The 19,535-nt window shown below is 52.5% G+C and carries 14 protein-coding genes and 2 pseudogenes; 4 read left to right on the top strand and 12 right to left on the bottom strand.

Annotation, left to right across the window (positions count from 1 at the left end; all coding sequences use genetic code 11):
• Nucleotides 1-11: 11 nt before the first annotated feature.
• The 3 genes from RC74_RS02370 to RC74_RS02360 form a co-directional block, all read right to left on the bottom strand.
• Nucleotides 12-1,250 (bottom strand): aspartate kinase, encoded by a 1,239-nt coding sequence (locus RC74_RS02370; protein ID WP_039003209.1) that lies wholly within the window; start codon nt 1,248-1,250, stop codon nt 12-14.
• 121 nt (nt 1,251-1,371) lie between these two features.
• A complete protein-coding gene (locus RC74_RS02365) occupies nt 1,372-1,851 on the bottom strand; it encodes a DUF1178 family protein (protein ID WP_039003208.1) in 480 nt (159 codons plus the stop codon).
• 91 nt (nt 1,852-1,942) lie between these two features.
• Nucleotides 1,943-2,407, bottom strand: a complete 465-nt coding sequence (locus RC74_RS02360) for an NUDIX hydrolase (RefSeq protein ID WP_039003207.1) — start codon at nt 2,405-2,407, stop codon at nt 1,943-1,945.
• A 341-nt stretch (nt 2,408-2,748) separates the two neighbouring features.
• On the opposite strand from RC74_RS02360, the gene RC74_RS02355 reads away from it, so the two are divergent.
• Nucleotides 2,749-5,328 (top strand): methyl-accepting chemotaxis protein, encoded by a 2,580-nt coding sequence (locus RC74_RS02355; RefSeq protein WP_052274942.1) that lies wholly within the window; start codon nt 2,749-2,751, stop codon nt 5,326-5,328.
• A 273-nt stretch (nt 5,329-5,601) separates the two neighbouring features.
• On the opposite strand, the pseudogene RC74_RS02350 reads toward RC74_RS02355, so the two are convergent.
• The 7 genes and pseudogenes from RC74_RS02350 to RC74_RS02315 form a co-directional block, all read right to left on the bottom strand.
• A pseudogene (locus RC74_RS02350) lies at nt 5,602-6,885 on the bottom strand (IS3 family transposase).
• A 516-nt stretch (nt 6,886-7,401) separates the two neighbouring features.
• Nucleotides 7,402-8,498: pseudogene (locus RC74_RS02340) on the bottom strand (TFIIB-type zinc ribbon-containing protein).
• Between the two features lie 25 nt (nt 8,499-8,523).
• Complete coding sequence (locus RC74_RS02335; protein WP_039002736.1) at nt 8,524-9,636, bottom strand: SPFH domain-containing protein; 1,113 nt, start codon at nt 9,634-9,636, stop codon at nt 8,524-8,526.
• Entirely contained in the window at nt 9,636-10,598 is a 963-nt protein-coding gene (locus tag RC74_RS02330; protein ID WP_039002735.1) for a DUF2927 domain-containing protein, read from the bottom strand. Before RC74_RS02330 ends, RC74_RS02335 begins: the two co-directional genes overlap by 1 nt.
• Nucleotides 10,595-11,788: a toxic anion resistance protein gene (locus RC74_RS02325; RefSeq protein ID WP_039002734.1), complete on the bottom strand. Its 1,194-nt coding sequence runs from the start codon at nt 11,786-11,788 to the stop codon at nt 10,595-10,597. The genes RC74_RS02330 and RC74_RS02325 overlap by 4 nt, the downstream gene beginning before the upstream one ends.
• Before the next feature lie 12 nt (nt 11,789-11,800).
• The gene (locus RC74_RS02320; RefSeq protein ID WP_039002733.1) at nt 11,801-12,673 is read right to left on the bottom strand and encodes a 5-bromo-4-chloroindolyl phosphate hydrolysis family protein; all 873 of its coding nucleotides are present in this window, start codon (nt 12,671-12,673) and stop codon (nt 11,801-11,803) included.
• Nucleotides 12,674-12,950: 277 nt separating this feature from the next.
• The gene (locus RC74_RS02315; RefSeq protein ID WP_039002752.1) at nt 12,951-13,913 is read right to left on the bottom strand and encodes a pseudouridine synthase; all 963 of its coding nucleotides are present in this window, start codon (nt 13,911-13,913) and stop codon (nt 12,951-12,953) included.
• Between the two features lie 73 nt (nt 13,914-13,986).
• On the opposite strand from RC74_RS02315, the gene RC74_RS02310 reads away from it, so the two are divergent.
• On the top strand, nt 13,987-14,439 hold the full coding sequence (locus RC74_RS02310) for a nucleoside deaminase (RefSeq protein WP_039002732.1): 453 nt from the start codon (nt 13,987-13,989) through the stop codon (nt 14,437-14,439).
• On the opposite strand, the gene rimO is transcribed toward RC74_RS02310, so the two are convergent.
• Nucleotides 14,436-15,824, bottom strand: a complete 1,389-nt coding sequence (gene rimO / locus RC74_RS02305) for a 30S ribosomal protein S12 methylthiotransferase RimO (protein WP_039002731.1) — start codon at nt 15,822-15,824, stop codon at nt 14,436-14,438. The genes RC74_RS02310 and rimO overlap by 4 nt on opposite strands.
• A 155-nt stretch (nt 15,825-15,979) precedes the next feature.
• Between rimO and RC74_RS02300 the strand changes: the two genes are divergently transcribed.
• Nucleotides 15,980-17,923: an AsmA family protein gene (locus RC74_RS02300; RefSeq protein WP_039002730.1), complete on the top strand. Its 1,944-nt coding sequence runs from the start codon at nt 15,980-15,982 to the stop codon at nt 17,921-17,923.
• Between the two features lie 58 nt (nt 17,924-17,981).
• Here RC74_RS02300 and RC74_RS02295 read toward each other — a convergent pair whose 3' ends face one another.
• Nucleotides 17,982-18,548 carry a GcrA family cell cycle regulator gene (locus RC74_RS02295; RefSeq protein ID WP_039002729.1) on the bottom strand — a complete coding sequence of 189 codons (567 nt, stop codon included), beginning with the start codon at nt 18,546-18,548 and terminating at the stop codon, nt 17,982-17,984.
• 217 nt (nt 18,549-18,765) lie between these two features.
• On the opposite strand from RC74_RS02295, the gene RC74_RS02290 reads away from it, so the two are divergent.
• Nucleotides 18,766-19,509: an ABC transporter permease gene (locus tag RC74_RS02290; RefSeq protein WP_369755091.1), complete on the top strand. Its 744-nt coding sequence runs from the start codon at nt 18,766-18,768 to the stop codon at nt 19,507-19,509.
• Nucleotides 19,510-19,535: the final 26 nt, after the last annotated feature.

Raw genomic sequence — 19,535 nt, 5'->3', positions numbered from 1 at the left:
TGGCCCCTTAATTATGGTGATTTGTGCAATTCAAAAACATCATGCAGGGCTTGGACCGCAAGTTCCATATATTTTCGGTCAATCAGCACAGATATTTTGATCTCGGAGGTTGTGATGACCTTAATATTGATCCCCTCTGAGTTGAGAGCGCCGAACATTTTGGCGGCGACACCCGCGTGTGAGCGCATACCGATGCCAACGACACTGACTTTCGCGACATCCGTGTCCGCGACCAAATCATGATAATTGATGTGGCCCCCAGCCTTGGCGGTTGCCATCGCGTTTTCGGCCCGCAGGACGTCTTCGGTAGGACAGGAAAAGGTCATATCCGTGCGGCCTTCCTCGGATATGTTCTGAACAATCATATCGACGTTGACGCCCGCTTCGGACAGTGGCCCAAAGATCGCGGCGGCAATACCCGGACGGTCCGCAACCGAAATCAAGGTCATTTTAGCTTCGTCGCGGCTATAGGCGACGCCTGATACTACATTGCTTTCCATGATTTCCTCCTCGTCGCACACTAGGGTGCCGGATGTGTCTGTTTGTTCGTCAAAGCTCGAAAGGACGCGCAATTTCACTTTATAGCGCATGGCCAATTCCACAGAGCGGGTCTGAAGGACCTTGGCGCCCAGTGACGCCAGTTCGAGCATTTCTTCAAAGGCGATTTTGTCGAGTTTGCGTGCCTTGGAACTGATGCGGGGATCGGTAGTATAGACGCCATCCACATCGGTATAAATATCGCAGCGCTCCGCGCCAAAGGCCGCAGCAAACGCCACAGCGGTTGTGTCCGAACCACCGCGTCCAAGCGTCGTCGTCCGCCCCTCAGGGCTCACGCCTTGAAAGCCAGCAACAACTGCAACGCGCATACCTTCGGCGAATTTTCCGTTGATGTTCTCGGTGAGAATGTCTTCGATGCGGGCGGCGCTATGCGCAGACGTCGTTTTGACCGGAACTTGCCAGCCTTGCCAACTGCGCGCCGGAACATCCATTTCCTGAAGCGTGAGGGCCATAAGCCCCGCCGTGACCTGCTCACCCGAACTGACAACGGCATCATATTCACGCGCGTCAAACATAGGGGAGGTCTCGCGAACCCACCCGACAAGCTCATTCGTTTTGCCGGACATCGCCGAAACAATGACGATGACGTCATAGCCATTCGCGACTTCGACGCCAACACGCTTTGCGGCGCGGCGGATGCGATCGAGGGTGGCAACGGACGTGCCGCCAAATTTCATGACCAGAAGAGGCATGGATGCTCCTTTAGGGTTAAACCGCTGGTGTCTTATGAGGAAGTTTGGTTCAGCGCAAGCGGGGAAGGGTCAGAAGGGGCGTTCAGTGGCGATTATTACGCTAAATGAGTGCCGTTTGCCCCTAATTTGTCTTACGCGCGGGAATAAAGGGGAGGGGAGCCACGCTTATGCCGTCTTCGATTAACGACAGGGCTTCTGCCATATTTGCCTCGCCATAGATTGTGCGCTCTGGGGTGTCGCCTTCATGCATCGCGCGCGCTTCTTTGGCGAAATTCTTGCCAACGTAGTCTGAGGTGGCCTCGACATGGGCCTTTAGTGCGGCAATTTTGGCCTCAAGTTCTTTTGACGGTTTTTGGAAAAACTCAGATTTATCCGACGGTACCGGAAGGGATGAAGCGTCTGTCTGTGGCGTCTCACCCTCCTTGGTCGCCTTGCGCGCCGTTTGAACCTGAGGGGACATCAAAGTTTTGACGACATCCGTTGAGCCGCAGGCTGGGCACGACACCATTCCCGCCGATTTGACCTTGTCAAATGCAGAACCAGATTGAAACCAGCTCTCAAAACAGTGGTCGTGGTCGCATTTCAGGGCAAAGCGGATCATTTCGGGCCTTTCAAGCTATCTGCAAACTAGTTTTGCCGTAACAAGGTTAACATGGCCTTGTAAATATCCCAAACAACACCTGAATCTGCATTTAGAAATTTTCTGGCGTGAAACCGCGCAGAATTTTTCCAAGTTCAGGGTCAGAAACCATACTTGCTGCCTTCTTACGGCTCACCCATTTACGTTTGCGCTGGCTTTTTTCGGGAAACTTTTTCGCGGTACGCTTCACCTGCAAGGCAAAAAGGGAAACCATAACCGGAAGGATTTCGCCCTTAGTTGCCTTTTTAGTATGCGAATACAAGCCAATACAAGCGTCACCCATAACGCCGATCGCGCCCGCTTCTTCCCACGCCTCAATGGCGGCCGATTGGGCGGGTGTTTTTCCGTTGATTGGCCAGCCTTTGGGAACAATCCACAGGCGAGAGCGTCGGCTTGTGATCAAGAGTATCTGGATTTTTCCATTTGCAACGCGATAGCAGATAGCGCCAAATTGCGTGCGCAGATCATATTTACTCTTTAGAGAAAGGGCCGATCCCTTTTGTATGTTCTTAACCATGTGAGCCTTTTCATGCCCTTAAGTACACCAACAAGCGCCAATGCGGGCGCGCCTAATTTGTCTATGCTTGTTTCAGAAGTTGCAAGGGAAACCTAGAGTTTTCCTTTTGAAACCGTAAAGTAAATGCCCCATGGCGCTAGGTGTTTGGATTTGTTGCGAAAAGTAAGAGTTTGAAGAAGACTGACTTCAATTTGAATGAAATTATTTTCAAGCTGGGCAAAAAAAGCGACCAGTTTTAAATTTCTTGTAAGAGTTTCCCATTAGCAAAAAGGCAAGAGTGCGCAGTTAGGTCGTCTAGCGTCATGCACTTCCCCAATAGATCGTCTCAATGAGGAACCGGTATGAAAGTGATATCTATTTTTAAGAACCTTAAAGGCACCACGCGAACGGTTTTCTTTAGGGTCTCCGCAATTGTTGCCCTTTGCACCGCCGCTGTTGCAGGCACAATGACGGCGTTATCGCTGGATGCCCAGTACAATGTTGCTCGAGAAAATACGAAGGAACTCGCAATAAATCTCACATCCTTTTCGGCAGTTCAAAGTGCGGGCTCGATAAGGTTTGCAAACCCGCAGGCTCTAGAAACGATCATCCAGGGCGCAGTTCAGTCCTCTGGCGACTCCGCGTTGGAAGCTATCGTTCTGGATGCAAAAGGGGAGGTCTTGTATACATACTTGGGACAAGAAGTTTCTGTTTCAGATCTCAAAAACTTAGCGACGAAAGCGATGGAGACGGGTAAAATCGAGACCGCTGGAGATGGGTTTTACGTGGCGGTCCCATCGCTATTTGGCAAGGACAGCAGCGTGGTAGGTGTTGTCGCTATGCTCTGGAGCCCAGATCCAGCGATCTCACACATAGCGGATCTTCAAAAAAAGACAAACCTCATAGCAGGGATAGTGTTCCTTGTTGCTCTTGTCATTGTTTCGATTTTGCTGCGTGGCTTTTTGTCAAAGCCGTTGGTACGTCATCGCACGGCGATGGATGATGTTGCGCATGGAAATTACACAATCGAGGTTCCAAACCTCAAACGCAAAGATGAAATCGGAGACATCGCGCGAACCCTCGAAGACTTTAGGACAACCCTATTAGAGGCGGAAGCGACGTCTCGAGAGAGCTTGTTTAAGGGGGCCGCATTTGAATCGTCATCCTCTGCTATGCTGATGGTAGATCAGGACCTAACGATTAACTATATTAACAGTGCCTTTTCGAAGATTATGATGGCAAACCAAGAGAACCTTTCCAGCAAACTCAAAAAGCTAAATCCGTCGGAAATTGTTGGTAAACATTTCTCGATTTTTCACGGAGAAGGTAGCGGGGCGGAAAGTATTCCGGAGGATTCAGACAATCTTCCACATATATCCGACATTGTCATGGGCGAAACCCGTGTGGAGCAATCGATCAACGATGTAGTCGACGTTAATGGAAATTCGATTGGTCGAGTCATTGAATGGAAAGATGTAACGGAAGAACGGCTGAATCAGGCAATCCTTACATCGTTGGATTCCAGTCAAGTGCGTGTGGAGTTCAACGCCGACGGAGAGCTGGTAAAAGCTAACGAAAATTTCTGCAGTTCTTACGGGAGCGAAGAGACTCAACTTCTCGGCCACCATTGCCGTGATGTTTTTGCGGAAACTTCTGAGATTTCGGGCGAAGAAAGAGATTACTGGCCCGCGCTTTCAAAAGGCAAGCCGTTTTTTGGACAGTTTGAGTGCAGCATCCCTTCTGGTGAAAGCCTTATTTTTGACGGAAGCTTTAGCCCCGTAACTGGTCGACAGGGAAATGTGAACCGTCTGGTCTTTATCGGTACAGATGTCACAACCACACAACGGGAAATCCAAAGAGCTGAAGAGCAGCGGAAGGTCTCAACTAAAGAACAGGATGCGGTTGTCGAGGGTCTACGAGCGGGTCTCAATAGTTTGTCCAAAGGTGACCTAACAGCATCAATTGAAATAGAGTTTTCACCACAGTACGAGCAACTCCGTAGTGACTTCAATGAAGCGATTGACGCCTTGCGAAAAGCCATGGGGAGTGTTGTTGAAAATTCTGAAATGATCCGGGGGGAAACCAACGAAATTTCCAAGGCGGCAGACGACCTTTCTCGACGCACCGAAACCCAGGCAGCAACCCTTGAGCAAACCGCGGCTGCACTAGATGAAATGACATCCTCAGTGAGTTCAGCGGCGGAAGGGGCAGGTATCGCGCGGAAAATGGTAATCGAAGCGCGTGATAATGCGGAGGCCAGCGGTGAAGTGGTTCGTGAAGCAGTCGCAGCGATGAGCGAAATTGCAAGCTCTTCACAACAGATTTCAAAGATTACCTCGGTAATTGACGAGATTGCCTTTCAAACAAACCTTTTGGCCCTGAACGCAGGTGTTGAGGCGGCGAATGCGGGCGACGCAGGTCGAGGATTCGCAGTAGTGGCAACCGAAGTGCGTGATCTTGCTCAACGGTCGTCACAAGCCGCGAGCGAGATTAATGCTCTCATTTCAGCCAGTGAGGGGCATGTAAAACGAGGTGTGCAACTCGTTGATCAAACGGGTGATGCATTGAGGGGGATTTTTGATCGCGTGTCTGAAATCTCGACACATGTAGGAGAAATTGCTGTATCAGCAGATGAACAATCTCGAGGCCTTGCGGAAATAAATATCGCAGTCAACCAACTAGATCAGGTCACGCAACAGAACGCCGCAATGTTTGAAGAAACGACTGCCGCAAGTCACGCATTGACCAGCGAGGCTGAGAACCTCGCGACGACTATGGCCCAATTCCTTTTATCTCGCGAGGGGGAGGCCGCTCGAAGACCACCTCAAATGCAAAAAAACGAAGTTCAAAGGCCAGCTGAAGAACCAACGGCGAATGTAAGAATGGTGGGGAATGGAGGCCAAGTGCTTTCCTCAACCGCTGAGAGTTGGGAAGATTTTTAGTTCGAAAACAAGCAAACTGTTGTCCAATTAATTATTGGGCAACAGTAAAAATTCGAGTCGATTTTTTTTCTGCATTAGTCAGCAATAAATGTTTTTCATAAACCCATCGGTCTTTGCCTAAATGCGTTCGATTGTGGTATTAGATTCACGCCAACTGACCTGCGCTCCAAGTTGCCTCCAAGCTGACCGCAGTCCTCGGGGTAAATGTGAACTTTCCGCCGACCTTGGACAGCTGTGGACCTGTCACGGTTTGATGCCGCCCCAAGTGCTCGTTTAAGCCACTTTCCGTTCGAAAGCGACGGGACTTTTCCATCCCAGTGCTGAATGGCGCCGTCGCGGATTGTAGAACCCATTGATGTATTCAAAAATCGCCATCTCAGCCTGCCTGCGGGTTTCCCAAGTGTCGCGCCAGATCAGTTCAGCTTTGATGGTTTTGAAGAACGTTTCCACTGCCGCATTATCATAGCAATTCCCTTTGCCACTCATCGATACCTTGAAGCCATGCAGGCGCAGAATTTTCTGGTAATCGTGGGAACAATATTGGCTGCCCCGGTCCGTGTGATGGAAACAGCCCTTGGGTGGTGCCCGAAAGGCTATTGCCATGTTCAATGCCCGGATGGCCAGATCGCATTTCATTCGGTTACTAACCACTGCCCGACAGTCGAAACGCAGTATCGATGAGAGGGAGCCCAACCGACCACTCGGCGCGAATGCAGATCCAAGATCACAGCAAGATAGAGCCAGCCTTCTCGCGTCCAAATATAGGTGATGTCAGCTGCCCACTTCTGGTTTGGTTGCTCAGCGACAAAGTTCCGATCCAGTAAGTTAGGCGCGATGTTGAACTTATGATTGCCTCCTCTCGGGCATGCTGCGCATACCCTGCCGGGCAGTGGTCCGTCGTTGCCTTGTGTTTCCGCGTTCTGATCACTGATATGCCGTTCTGGCGCATCCACTGACCGGCAGTTGGTTGCAAAGCAATCAATGAGAGGGGAACGGCCGACGCGGCGATGCCCGATGTCCAAACCAACTTCTTTCAGTTCTTCAGTCATGCGCGGCCTGCCATAGCTGCCAAGACTGAGACGGGATTGTTCTTTGATGTGGGCCAACGTGACCATATCAGACCGCTGCCTGCGACTGGCTGGACGGTTACGGAACGCCCGTAAGCCGCGTGCGCTGACATTCATGACATGGCACATACGTCCAATGGAAAATGCAGATTGGTGTTCTTCCCCTCTCATCGATACTGCATATCGACTGCCGGGCAATGAATGAACCTAAACCTCACGGCTTTTGGCTCGCGAAGAACACCGTGGCCTTTTTTAGGATGTCCCTTTCCTCCTTGAGAATACGGTTCTCACGTCGAAGCCGGCCATTCTCCTGAGCCAGTCCCAAATCCTCCTTCGGCACCACATCCGTGTCTCGGTACGCTGTGATCCATTTGTTCAGCGTCGACACACCGACACCAAGATCATCAGCCACTTGCTTTTGGGTAAGCCCACTGGTCAGTGCGATCCGCACCGCATCTTCCCTAAATTCGTCTGTTCGTTTCAGTCCCATGCTCAGTCTCCTTCGTTGCAGTAAATGCTATCAAAGGAGCGGCATCAAACCGTGACAGGTCCACTGAAGTGGTCCGGCAAAACTGGACAGCGTGCTAAAGTGTACCCAACACGAATGAATAGATACGAGAATGACGAAGCGGTGGAACTTTTCAGACAAGTTTAAGGCTGCTGTGGTGTTGGAAGCGCTCCGTGGAGATAAGAACAGTGCAGGAGATGGCGCTTGGATTAAGGCATTGGTTAGATCTTGTCTGAAACCCTCGTGGCGGCACAAAAGAAATCTGGCGAGTGAAACGATGTAGAAAGCCAGCCTACTCAACGATGCCGTCGAAAAGAGCACAGGTCTCTGGGCGTGGAAATAGACCGCGAAATCAACCTTCCGAACAACATGAATTTGAGTGAGGTTACGCTCCGCCAAAAAAGGTTATTGAAAACTGTCCCTTGAGGCCTGCTCAGTCACAATTAGCCTATGTGAAAATTCCGCGACTTAAAATCTGTGTTTAAGGTTAGAAGTGCGTTAGGTCGACTGCGCGTAAAAATACCCAAAAACTGCGGCGAGCCCCAAGGCCAAAAGGACTGAAAATCCGATTTTCCATGCCGAATATGGCCTCTCGCCTTCTACGCGGCCAGTTTGGCCATTTACAACAAAACGGTATGTTTTGCCTTGATACTTATAGGCTGCGAGCCAAACCGGTAGAAGAATGTGTTTAAAAGTTACGTCGCTAACGGAGGTTTCGATTGCGCCAACCTGTTGGCGATCCCCGCCGATATCAAACTTCACATCGCGTAAAATCTGGCGATCCATTTTCTCTCGCGCAAACGAGAATCCATTTTCCAAGTCGATTGAGTAACCTTCTGCCTTGAAACCCGCGAGGTAAAACGCTTGAAACGGTTCCAATCCGCTTAGATCCCATGGCTCCAACGCCTGTGTATAACGGGTCGGCAAAGCTTTACTGGCGAGCACCAAAACATCATCAAAAAGACGCGAAACGCGGCCTGATACTGGGGTCCATCGAACCTTGGTTACGTTGCGTTGAACTTTTTTTCCATTTTCAAAATGAGTCGATGTTGTCTGATACTCCGTACCACGTTGCCCCGATACCGCGACCTAGTATCTGCATCAAATGTCCAGTAGGGAACGTATATTCCCTGCATTCTTCGCCCTTTTCTTGCATATGCTTTTAGTCCATTCGGAGCGAACCATAGCCGTCCAAGCCATGTAGACATCGCATCGTGGGCGGTTGTTTCTTCGAGTTGAAACGGGAGGACAGCACTTGGCTTAATCTGACGGTGAGAACCAGTATCAACAACAACCGGAGTGGCGCAAAAAGGGCACTCGGATGCGTGGTTTTCTCCGTCAAACCCCACCTGCGCCCCGCAATTGGGGCAACTTGTGACGCGGTTCTCTTCCATCTCGGCGGATGGCAGCGCATCTGCCAAAGCAGATTTGAAATCCAATTCAAGAATGGTCGTTTTGGGCTCCACACGGTCTTCTTGGAAGCCGCATTGATTGCATGTGAGCACACCTGTTTTGGGAGAAAACCGCAGGTCTGCCCCACAGTTTTCGCACGGAAATAGGTGTTCCTCTTGAGGCGTATTCTCAATGGTATTCATAACGCAAAACGCTCCGATTCTCTGACTATTCGGCACCAGGAGGGGGAGGTGGCATTATGGTGAACAAAGTAGCGAGCGCCCCAATTTCAGAAGCCTTTTTCCACCCGTCTTGCCCCGCAGTCCAAACAAATGTTTCGCGTGTGAGCTGCCCATCCTGCGCCATGCGTCCCATTGTTGCCCGCGAAAACGGGCCGGATGTCTCGCCATTGTTTGCTGTATGCCACACGTGTTCAACCGGCGCGGGCGGGGGAGTTGCGGGAGCCGCTGCCTGCACAGGATGCGCGCCCCATGGTCCAGCAAATTGGCTCGCCATCGCCATGCCCATGCCCGCACCAAGCCCTGCGGCCATACCGCCGCCTGCGGGATTTTGGGCCGCCGTGGTCATGGCTTCAGCGGCGGAAAATTGCGTGTATTTCCCCAAGTCACCCGCGAGTCCAACAGAGGTGCGTTTATCCAAAACAGCTTCGACGGCGGGCGGGAGGCTGATGTTCTCAATGTAAAGTTCGGGGATCGAGAGGCCGTATTCCGCCAGCGTTGCGCTGATTTGGGCGGCAACAAGTTTACTCAGGTCGCCGGTGTTCGCAGCCATATCGAGGACAGGAATGCCAGAGCCCGCGATGGAGCGACTAAATTCCTGAACAATGATATTGCGAATTTGGAAGCTAATTTCATCCATCGTAAATTCGCCGTCCGTCCCAACGATTTCACGCAGGAATACCCCGGGATCCGTCACGCGCACGGAATAGGTTCCATAGGCACGCAGGCGAATAGGGCCAAATTCGGGGTCCCGACACATAATCGGGTTTTTGGTGCCCCATTTCAGGTCGTTAAAGCGCGTTGTATTTACGAAATAGATTTCGGACTTGAACGGACTTTCAAATCCATGATCCCAGTGTTGAAGCGTTGTCATCACGGGCATGTTGTTGGTTTCCAACATATAAAGCCCGGGGGTGAACACATCCGCCATTTGGCCTTCGTGGATGAAAACCGCCGATTGACCTTCACGCACCGTCAGCTTTGCCCCGTATTTTATCTCGTGACCTTCCCGTTCAAAACGCCAAACCATTGTGTCACGCGTGTCATCCGTCCATTGAATGACGTCAATAAACTCACCCGTTAAAAAATCAAAAATTCCCATTATATTCTTCCAATCTTTTCAGGTGTTTCGGGGGCCATCAGCTCGCGGGCAATTTGATCGACAATCGGGCGGGCTGTTTGCGCATCCATTCCGGGGGTAAGGCGCGGATCATAGAGAATGCGCAAAAGGTATTCATCATGCGTGGTTAAAAGCCCAAATTCTTCGTCGTCGTTGAAAATGGAGGGGCGCGCGGCGTCGCTGTCATTTGAAAGGCCAAGGCTTTGTGCGATTTCCTCGTGAATACAGGATTTGCGCAGGAGGTCGGGATGTTCGTCCCGAATGATCACAAGCGCGCGCCCGATGTATTTGGAGGCATGCCCCTCGCTGTAGGATTGCGCGATACACAGGTCATTTTTCGTAATTTGGGTGAGCGCTTGTATATCGACGTTCGAAATTTCAGGGATGATTTCCTGCAACAATGGACCCGCCGCGAGGCGTTCATCTTCGTTTAAGATCAACACAAATAAGTTGGCCGATTGCCGTGATCCCATTTGAATCGGATGGCCGGTTACGCGCTCCAAACGGCTTGCAAAACGCTTAACTTCCGCTTGATCCGCGCGTTGTTGGGACGGCGTTAGGGTTTCACCAAGGATAACGTTTATGACCACGGGGTTTTGCCAACGGCGCATTGGGAAAGCGACTTCCTGTGCCACGAGCCGTCCGTTGACCATGGAAAACTCCGCAAAAAAAGCGATTTTCATGAAGTTTTCGGCTAGATCGTTGGCAGTAAACGCCACATCCACACCGCCGCCATCTGTCCGCAAAAGCCCCTTCACAAGAAAGTCTTCTTGCAGCCGGCTAAAGCTATTCAGGTAGAATTGACTTAACTCTGACCGCCCTTTGGGTGGCGCGACCGGTTTAGGCTCCGGTGGCTTGCTTGATACCACGTCTGCCTCGCACCCCAAAAGGAGCGAGAGGCCGATGACGAGCATTGCCAGTTTTATCGGAGCTTTTAGCTTCATTCGCTTCCGACAGCCGCCCCAATCTGATGCCCCGTACCGTCGTCGCGTGATTTCGCGGCCGCCAAAGTTTCCTTGAGGTCTTTCTCCATTTTGATCAGTTCGACCTCGGCCTCCGCACGGCGCCGTTTGCCTTCGTCCGCAAGCGCGAGGCTATCGTTAATCGTACCAATAAGCTCTTGGTTGGCAATCTTAACCGCTTCAATATCAAACACACCGCGCTCCATCTCTTTGCGCACAACCGTGTTCGCCTGGCGCAAATTGGTTGCATTGGAGGTGAGTAATTCATTGGTCAAATCATTGGCGTCACGCACTGCATGCGCGGCTTCGCTGCTGCGTTGAATCGTAACGGCTTGCGCGAGTTGCGTTTCCCAAAGGGGAACTGTGTTCACCAATGTCGAGTTGATTTTCGTGACCAAAGATTTGTCGTTTTCTTGCACAAGCCGAATGGACGGAAGGCTTTGCATCGTAACTTGACGCGTGAGTTTGAGATCATGCACGCGGCGCTCAAGGTCGTCTCGCGCAGATCGTAAATCGCGCAGTTCTTGCGCAACCATCACGGCGTGTTCAGGGTCCGCGGCGGTTACTTCACCCTCTTTCTTGGGAATATCGGTACCGTCCAAAACTTCCAGTTTTTCCGCTCCGGCGGTGATGTACAGCCCAAGTTCATCATAGAAATTCAACGTTTTTCCATAAAGCTGATCTAGGGATTTGATGTCTTTGAGGAGCGTGTGTTCATGCGCCAATAGATCGTCGGTGATTTTATCGATCTGGCCCTGTACGTCTTCAAACTGTGCAAGGAATTGGGCGAAAGGTGCGGCTTGGCCCGTGATTCTTTCCCACCAGCTTCGCTTGCGGCGGACGTCCAGTTCGGAAACGCTAAAGCCACGAATTGCCGATACGATGCCACTCAAACTGTCGCCTGCGGGGCCTACATCCTTGTTTTTAACATCCGCCAGCATGGCTTGGCTGATGACCTGAAGTTCGGCTTGGGCTGAGGATCCGAAATTCACGATCGACCCCGTGTCACTCATATCTAACTCGTCCATGCGCCGCTGGATTTCCGCGGCAATGGGGGCGGGCGCGGCCTTAAGCGGCACCAGATCGGTCTTGGGCTCTGGCAATTCAATGGCCACAACTTCATCAACCAATGGCTTGGCTTTTTCGGCTTCTTTGCGAATAGTTTCGGTCATACGATTTCCTCGTTACAAATTTTCGCGAGCAAGGCGCTCACGAAGAACCTCAATTTCAATATCTAGGTCGACGGTATTGTCCTCGAGCAGTTTTGAAATGCGTGCAGCAAAATTGTCGCCTAAATATTCTAGTAATCCCTCATAGTCCTCGCGGGCTGTTTGGTTTTGATTGCGGTTGTAGATGTCGGCAAATTTGATGGTCGCGTCGCGTGCCGCCTTAAGATAGACGCCCATGAATTTTCGCGCCGACGTTAAATCACGCGGGTCTTCTTCCACGGTTCTAAACAATTGGCGGGCAACGTCCGCAAAATCTTGGACTTGAGCGATCAATCGGCGGTCCTCTGTACGCTTGATGGCGGCATCCATGCTCGTCAAATAGCTCTCACCTTCTTGGACAACGCGTGCAACGCGGTCTTGCTGAAACAGGTCGACCCCATCCGCGCCTTTGTCTTTCATTGGGTCTAACCCAAAGGACGCTATGTGTAGAATAAAGCCAAGGACGCCAAAAATAATGACCGCCAAAAAGGCGCTCCCACCCGCGAATCCCGCGACAGACAGGCCTGCGCCCATCGAAATCGCTGCAAATAATTTTCGGGGAAAAGCAGGTCGGCGGGCGACGCTTCTAGCGTCATAGGCTTCTTGGGCGGCAACACCTTCTCGGGTTAGCCAAGCGGCGCCAAGAAGCATCGCGACCGCAAGAAGGGATGTTGCCATTTCTGTGGGTGACCGGAAAAATGCAGCTATGGCAAGCGGAACTGGCGCTGCGAACAACAGGTTAATTCGTGCTCTTGCGGGCGCAGGCTTCTTGCCACGAAACGGATTGGGCGTGTCCGTCTTGGAGGACGAACCTTGGGGGCTAAACTGGCCACCATACCGCTGTGCCATTATACCGCTCCCGAAAAGGTCACATAAAGGACGAGCGCAAGTAGCAGGACAAATGAGAGCTTTTTAAGTCCGGTCTCTGCCATAAGGTCCCTCAATTAGATGTGTAGAAACATTTGTTATCTATAAAGCACTTTAGGACTTCATGATAGCAAAAGGCCCCGAAGTTGAAAGTGTATTTTCAATATAAGTGTGTTCTCTGGCGAGCCTTCGCCAGAGAATTGAGGTCGTTAAAGGGAACGGCTCAAAAAAAAACGGGCGGATACGGGCCCTTTTGGGCTTACCTGCCACGCGGTTTTCCGTGCGGTTTACCACTCGGACGGGAAGGCGCGGATTTTCCACCGCTTCGATCGGGGAAGGACCGTTTGTCCGCAGGTTTACCCGTGCGTTTGCCGCCGCCCCGTGGACCTTTGCTGGCAGGAGCATCAAGCTCGGTCCCGTGACGCGGCATTTTGCCGACGGGTTTTCGTTGGCGCACGATGCGAGGTTTTTCGGCTTCTTCGGCCAAAGGCTCTTGGCCAAGTTGATCGCGAAGAACGCGGGTTTTAACTTCTTCAATCTCGCCCGGTTTAAGCTCGCCCAGTCGAAACGGCCCATAAGACACGCGCAACAAGCGGTTAACCGTAAGACCAACGGCAGCCAATGCGCGGCGAACTTCACGGTTTTTGCCTTCCCGAATCGATACAGTGAGCCACGCATTGGCCCCTTGTTGGCGATCAAGGCTGATATTCATCGGTTGGAACTTTTCGCCATCAACGACGATTCCGGCACGCAGGGGGGCCAAGGTCTCTTCCGTCGGACGTCCGTTTACGCGCACACGATAGCGGCGCAACCAGCCCGTTGTAGGAAGCTCAAGTTTGCGTTTAATACCGCCGTCGTTGGTCAGAAGGAGCAATCCTTCGGAGTTGATATCGAGGCGCCCGACACTTAAAACACGGCCAAGTTCCACAGGAAGCGTGTCAAAAACTGTTTCACGATCTTTTTCATCGCTATTGGATGTCACAAGGCCCAGCGGTTTGTAATAGAGCCAGAGGCGGGCGTGTTCAGGTTCGGAAATGGGCTGGTCATCAACACAGATTTTGTCCGCCCCCGTCACGTTCAACGCGGGGCTCTCAATAATCGTACCGTTCACCGACACGCGGCCTGCTTCAATCATGCGCTCCACTTCGCGGCGCGATGCGACGCCTGCGCGAGCCATAATTTTGGCGATGCGTTCGCCGGTTTTTTCACTAGAATTTTCCATGACCCGCTTTACCTCACCATTTGGGAAATAGAAAGCCGCTTGGCACGTGGCGACGAAACAGGCACAAAGCAGCATGCAACCGTTTCAAAGCTATATGAATCTGGCCCTTTTGGAAGCCAAATCGGCCGCCAATCGTGGCGAGGTGCCGGTCGGCGCCGCTTTGGTTGGTCCCGACGGGAAGGTTTTGGCCGTCGCAGGGAATCAGACGCGTGCGGCTTGTGATCCCACCGCGCACGCGGAAATCCTCGTTCTGCGCGAAGCGTGTCGCATGTTAAAGTCTGAGCGGCTGTCTGGTTGCGACCTCTACGTCACCCTAGAGCCGTGCCCGATGTGTGCTGCTGCAATTTCAGCAGCACGAGTTCGGCGCTTATATTACGGCGCGAGCGACCCCAAATCCGGTGGGGTCGAGCGCGGGCCACGTATATTCGCGCATTCCCAAGCGCATCACGTACCCGAAGTATATGACGGAATTGGCGCGCGTGATTCCGAAGAGTTACTCAAGAGTTTCTTCCAAGAAAGGCGCTAGTTTTTAACCAGCGTCCCCCACAGATCATATTCGCTGGCTTCGTCGACCATGACTTTGACAATGTCGCCCGGCTTCAGATTTTCAAACCCTTCGTCGATGAACAAGTTGCCGTCAATTTCCGGAGCATCGGCCTTTGTGCGACATGTCGCGGCTTCATCGTCGACTTCGTCCACGATGACTTCTTGCACAAATCCAACTTTTTTCTCCAGCTTTGCGGTTGAAATGGCCTGTGATCTTTCCATAAACCGATGCCAGCGTTCTTCTTTCACTTCTGGCGACACGTGATCGGGCAGGGCATTACTGCGCGCACCCGCAACGTCTTCGTATTTAAAACATCCAACGCGGTCGAGTTGGGCCTCGTCCAGCCACTCTAACAAATGCTCAAATTCCGCTTCCGTTTCGCCGGGGAAACCAACAATAAACGTGCTGCGCAAAGTCATGTCGGGGCAAATTTCACGCCATGCATTGATCTCGTCCAAAGTCTTGGCACCAGCCGCCGGTCGCGCCATGCGGCGCAACACATCGGGGTGCGAATGTTGGAACGGAATGTCGAGATAGGGCAGAATAAGCCCATCCGCCATCAGCGGAATAAGATCGCGCACATGGGGATATGGGTACACATAATGGAGGCGAATCCACGCATCCATATCGCCAAGTTCCCGCGCCAAATCGGTGATGTGGCTACGTACTTCGCGGTCTTTCCACGGGTTTAAATCGTATTTTCTGTCCAGACCATATGCACTGGTATCTTGCGAAATTACCAAAAGTTCGCGAACACCCGCTTCCACCAGCTTTTCAGCCTCGCGAAGAATCGCATGGGCTGGGCGGCTCATTAACTTGCCGCGCATGTCGGGTATAATGCAGAATTTGCACTTGTGATTGCACCCTTCAGAAATTTTGAGATAGCTGAAATGACGCGGCGTCAGTGAAACCCCACGGGCGGGCAAAAGATCGATGAACGGATTTGGATTCGGCGGAACAGCGCTGTGCACCGCGTCCAAAACCTGCTCATATTGATGCGGGCCTGTCACAGCCAAAACGCTGGGATGCGCCCCCGTGATATACTCGGGGTTCGCGCCCAAGCATCCGGTAACAATTACTTTTCCGTTTTCTTTAAGGGCTTCACCGATGGCCTCAAGGCTCTCGGCCTTCGCGCTATCAAGGAACCCGCAGGTGTTCACAATCACGGCTTCCGCACCCGCATAATCTGGCGAAATCGCGTATCCTTCGGCGCGCAAACGCGTTAAAATCCGCTCACTATCGACAAGCGCCTTGGGGCAACCAAGACTTACCATCCCGATTTTGGGCTGATCGGCGCGGATAGGATCGGTGATGATCGCGCGGGGCGCGAGATCGGGGCGGAGTTCTGGAGGATTCTGGCTCATCCCTGCGCTATACACCCGAGTTCGCGACGGAGCAATATCGCGTTGTTGTGTTGCGCAGTGGAGGATGCGCCCATTGTTTCATGCATCCATCCCCCCTAGATTAAAGGGAATAGAAAAAAGTGAGGTGAACGATGCGGTGGATTTTTAGAGCATTCATGATTGTTGCGACTTTGGCTGTGCTGGGTGTCTTCGCGATTGCCCTCATTCCCGGCAAGAAACTCGCTGAAATCGCCGCCGGGCAGATTGCGGAATTTACGGGCCGCGAAGTGACCCTCTCGGGCGACGTGACGACCAAAATATTCCCCCGCCTTTCGGTAACGACGGGCCCCATCGCGGTTGCGAACGCGCCTTGGGCCGAAGACGCGCCGTTGCTCACGGCCGAGGGCCTGACGATTGGGGTGGAGTTATTGCCCCTGCTGCAGGGAAATTTTGAGTTTAGAGACATTAAAATCCTGCAACCCAACATTCGGTTGTCGGTGGCAAAAGATGGTCGAAAAAACTGGGACTTTTCTGGAAAACCCACGGCGGCGGCAACGGCCCAAGTGGCGAAAGCGCCATCAAGCGGATCCCGGCGCGTTACTGTTGAATACGCAGGCATTACAGACGGAGAGATTCATTTTTATGACGATGCCTCAGGGCTGCGGGAATCTCTCAGTGACGTAAACTTTGAAGCGCGTTTCCCCGAATCTGACGGGGAAATCCGGGTGTCTTTGAGCGGACAATACAAAGGGGCCAGTCTGGACGTTCAGGCGGGTTTGGATCGTCCGATGGGCTTTTTGCTGGGCGATATTGCCACTTTGGACACAACCGCGTCGTTAGGGGGCGCCAAAATTTCCTATACGGGCAAGCTCGGTTTGTCCGGACTGGTTATGGACGGAGATTTGGTGGCCTCAATTGCCGCAGGATCGCCCCTTTTGAACGCGATAAATGCGGGGAACAACGCGGGTCCCAAAGCCCTAAGCATGAAGGGGAAACTTGTTCGCACTCCGGATGGGGCAACATATGTGCGGGGTGGCGAGTATAAGATCGGAACCCAAGTTCTGCGTGGGGATATTGATTTTAAAGCTGGCAAAGATCGGCCCGTCATTAAAGGGATATTTACCGCCCAAGACTTGAGCCTCCCTGAGCTTCAAGGGGCGAGTACACAAAGCCAGACAAGTCTGACCGCAAACTCCGGCGGATGGTCGAAGGCTCCAATTGATGTCTCAGGCCTCTCTGCGGTAGACGCGGAAATTTCATTGACGGCGACGTCTCTTGATCTTGGTGTCGTTGAATTTGGACCCAGCCAAGTCCTGATGAAGTTGAATGCAGGCAGGGCGGTTTTTGATCTCAAAAAGGTCAAAGCTTATGGCGGTGATCTCGCGGGTGAATTCGTGGTGAATGGGCGTGGGGGCCTTTCGGTTGGCGGCGATTTAACCATGAAGGGCGTTCAGACGGACCAACTTCTCGGGGCGCTCGTTGACTTTGACCGTTTGGTAAGTCCGGCAGATGTTCGGGTGAAATTCCTTGGCGTCGGCAATAATTTGGATGCGATTGTAAAGAGCCTCTCAGGGCAGGGCGCGATCAATGTCCAAAAAGGCGTCCTGAAGGGGGTCGATGTTGAGCAAATGATCCGCACCTTGGACCTTGGGTATCAGGGCACGGGGCAGCGCACCGTTTTCGAAAGCATTGATGCGACATTTAACATCGACAAAGGGATTATGTCGGGGACTGACCTCGCATTCAAGGCCAATGGGCTTATTGCGGAAGGGCGCGGAAAAACCAATCTGAGCCAGAAAACATTGGTCTATCGCCTAACGCCGACCGCGCTTGTTTCCCCTGACGGGACTGGCGGGGTTCGCGTGCCGTTGCTTATACGTGGTCCATGGGCCGACCTTCGTTTTTCGCTCGATCTTGAGGCGATCGTTAATCAGGAGTTGAGCGCGGAGAAAGCGGTTCTAGAGAAAAAGCTGAAAGACGCTGAGAAGGCTGCAAAAGCCAATGCGATTAAAAAACTTGGCGTGAAGCAGAAAAAAGATGAGAGCCTAGAAGATGCCGCGCGGCGCACTCTTGAGGAAGCCGCAACCAAGGAATTGCTGAAACTCCTAGGGCAAAACTGATCACGCAAATAAAAAAGGCGCCACAAACGGGCGCCTTTTAAAATACTGTTCCGACTGTCTAGCGGCGACGCTCGCGGCGGCTGCTCATCGGTTGGAAGGCCACGCCCACATGCGCTTCGCAATAGGGTTTGCCAGCCTTGGTGTCCAAACCACAGAACCAAAACTCCTCGGTTGCAGGGTCACCAATCGGCCATTTGCAGGTCCGCTCGGTTAGTTGCATGAGGGTCAGCTTCTTCGCTGTTTTCTCAACTTCGCGCACGGAGGCCATGGCTTCAGGGCTGATCTCATTTGCCGAGGGTTGCGGCGGCAACGGTTGGCCCGCAGGAATGATGGCCTTGCGAATTGGAATCGGGCGCGTCGGCTCGGGGCTCACCGGCTTGGCCTCAACTTTAGGCTCAACGCGCGGTTCGGCGGCCTTTGTCCGTGCCGCAGGTTTCGCGGGGGCGGCTTTCTTCTCGGGTGTGGTTTTCGCCGTGGTCGTGCGATTAGACAGACCCAAACGGTGCACTTTGCCGATAACGGCATTGCGCGTCACGCCACCAAGTTCTTTAGCAATCTGACTCGCAGATTGTCCTTCGCCCCACATCTTTTTGAGGGTCTCTACGCGCTCATCTGTCCAGGACATATCTGTTCCTTAAGTAGGGCTACGCGCGCACCAAGAATGGCCCGCACCTGCAGCCTGAAAGAATTCTATTCTCCCTCTATTTTAAACACCCTGACACGGGATACAAGGCACAGAGTCGGAATCCACGTGAATCGCTACGATAAGTTGAAGGAAAATGGCAGTGCATAACGAAAATACCCTCGGAGAACGTCGTTTCGGTCGCATCAATTGGCTGGGGATGGCAACACTTGCCCGCCGCGAAACCCGCCGCTTTGTCGTCGTCTGGACACAAACGCTCCTCGCCCCCCTCGTAACGGCCGCCCTTTTCTTGGCCATATTCAGCGTCGCCATCGGCCCAACGCGTGGCGATATCGCAGGGGTGCCGTTCCTGCATTTCCTCGCGCCCGGTATCCTAATGATGACCGTCATCCAGAATGCTTTTGCCAATACCTCCTCGTCAATTGTGGTCTCAAAAGTGCAGGGGAATATCGTCGACACCCTCATGCCGCCACTGTCCGCCCTCGAACTTCTCCTTGGTTATATGGCGGGATCAGTGGTGCGCGGAATGATGGTTGCCGTCGCGATTGGACTTGGCATGCTCCTTTTTCTCGGAATTGAAATTCAGCACCCTATCTGGGCTCTTGTCTTTGTTTTCCTTGGAAGTTCCATGATGGGCGCCGTGGGAATTGTGGCCGGAATCTATTCCAACAAATTCGATCAAATGGCCGCGATCACCAATTTTATCGTTACCCCCCTCGCGTTTCTTTCGGGCACATTTTACACCATCGACACCCTGCCGCCGCTCATTCAAACCATCACCCGCGCCAATCCGGTCTATTACCTAATTGATGGTGCGCGCTATGGCGTGATCGGCCATACCCAAACGCCGTGGCTTGGTCTTGTTGTTTGTACGGCGGCGACATTGGCAGTGATGGCTCTGTGTTGGGTTTGGTTCGCCAAAGGCTACCGTCTTAAAGCTTAACGGAAATTTATTCTTCCCAAGGGGCA

The sequence above is a fragment of the Falsihalocynthiibacter arcticus genome, from assembly GCF_000812665.2.
Classification (GTDB): domain Bacteria; phylum Pseudomonadota; class Alphaproteobacteria; order Rhodobacterales; family Rhodobacteraceae; genus Falsihalocynthiibacter; species Falsihalocynthiibacter arcticus.
This window is presented reverse-complemented; position numbering and strand designations above follow the sequence as displayed.

Bases quoted from the DNA above. Each gene is read 5' to 3' on its own strand.
- RC74_RS02370 (WP_039003209.1), bottom strand. From the start codon at position 1,250: ATGCCTCTTCTGGTCATGAAATTTGGCGGCACGTCCGTTGCCACCCTC.
- RC74_RS02365 (WP_039003208.1), bottom strand. From the start codon at position 1,851: ATGATCCGCTTTGCCCTGAAATGCGACCACGACCACTGTTTTGAGAGC.
- RC74_RS02360 (WP_039003207.1), bottom strand. From the start codon at position 2,407: ATGGTTAAGAACATACAAAAGGGATCGGCCCTTTCTCTAAAGAGTAAA.
- RC74_RS02355 (WP_052274942.1), top strand. From the start codon at position 2,749: ATGAAAGTGATATCTATTTTTAAGAACCTTAAAGGCACCACGCGAACG.
- RC74_RS02335 (WP_039002736.1), bottom strand. From the start codon at position 9,636: ATGGGAATTTTTGATTTTTTAACGGGTGAGTTTATTGACGTCATTCAA.
- RC74_RS02330 (WP_039002735.1), bottom strand. From the start codon at position 10,598: ATGAAGCTAAAAGCTCCGATAAAACTGGCAATGCTCGTCATCGGCCTC.
- RC74_RS02325 (WP_039002734.1), bottom strand. From the start codon at position 11,788: ATGACCGAAACTATTCGCAAAGAAGCCGAAAAAGCCAAGCCATTGGTT.
- RC74_RS02320 (WP_039002733.1), bottom strand. From the start codon at position 12,673: ATGGCACAGCGGTATGGTGGCCAGTTTAGCCCCCAAGGTTCGTCCTCC.
- RC74_RS02315 (WP_039002752.1), bottom strand. From the start codon at position 13,913: ATGGAAAATTCTAGTGAAAAAACCGGCGAACGCATCGCCAAAATTATG.
- RC74_RS02310 (WP_039002732.1), top strand. From the start codon at position 13,987: ATGCAACCGTTTCAAAGCTATATGAATCTGGCCCTTTTGGAAGCCAAA.
- rimO (WP_039002731.1), bottom strand. From the start codon at position 15,824: ATGAGCCAGAATCCTCCAGAACTCCGCCCCGATCTCGCGCCCCGCGCG.
- RC74_RS02300 (WP_039002730.1), top strand. From the start codon at position 15,980: ATGATTGTTGCGACTTTGGCTGTGCTGGGTGTCTTCGCGATTGCCCTC.
- RC74_RS02295 (WP_039002729.1), bottom strand. From the start codon at position 18,548: ATGTCCTGGACAGATGAGCGCGTAGAGACCCTCAAAAAGATGTGGGGC.
- RC74_RS02290 (WP_369755091.1), top strand. From the start codon at position 18,766: ATGGCAACACTTGCCCGCCGCGAAACCCGCCGCTTTGTCGTCGTCTGG.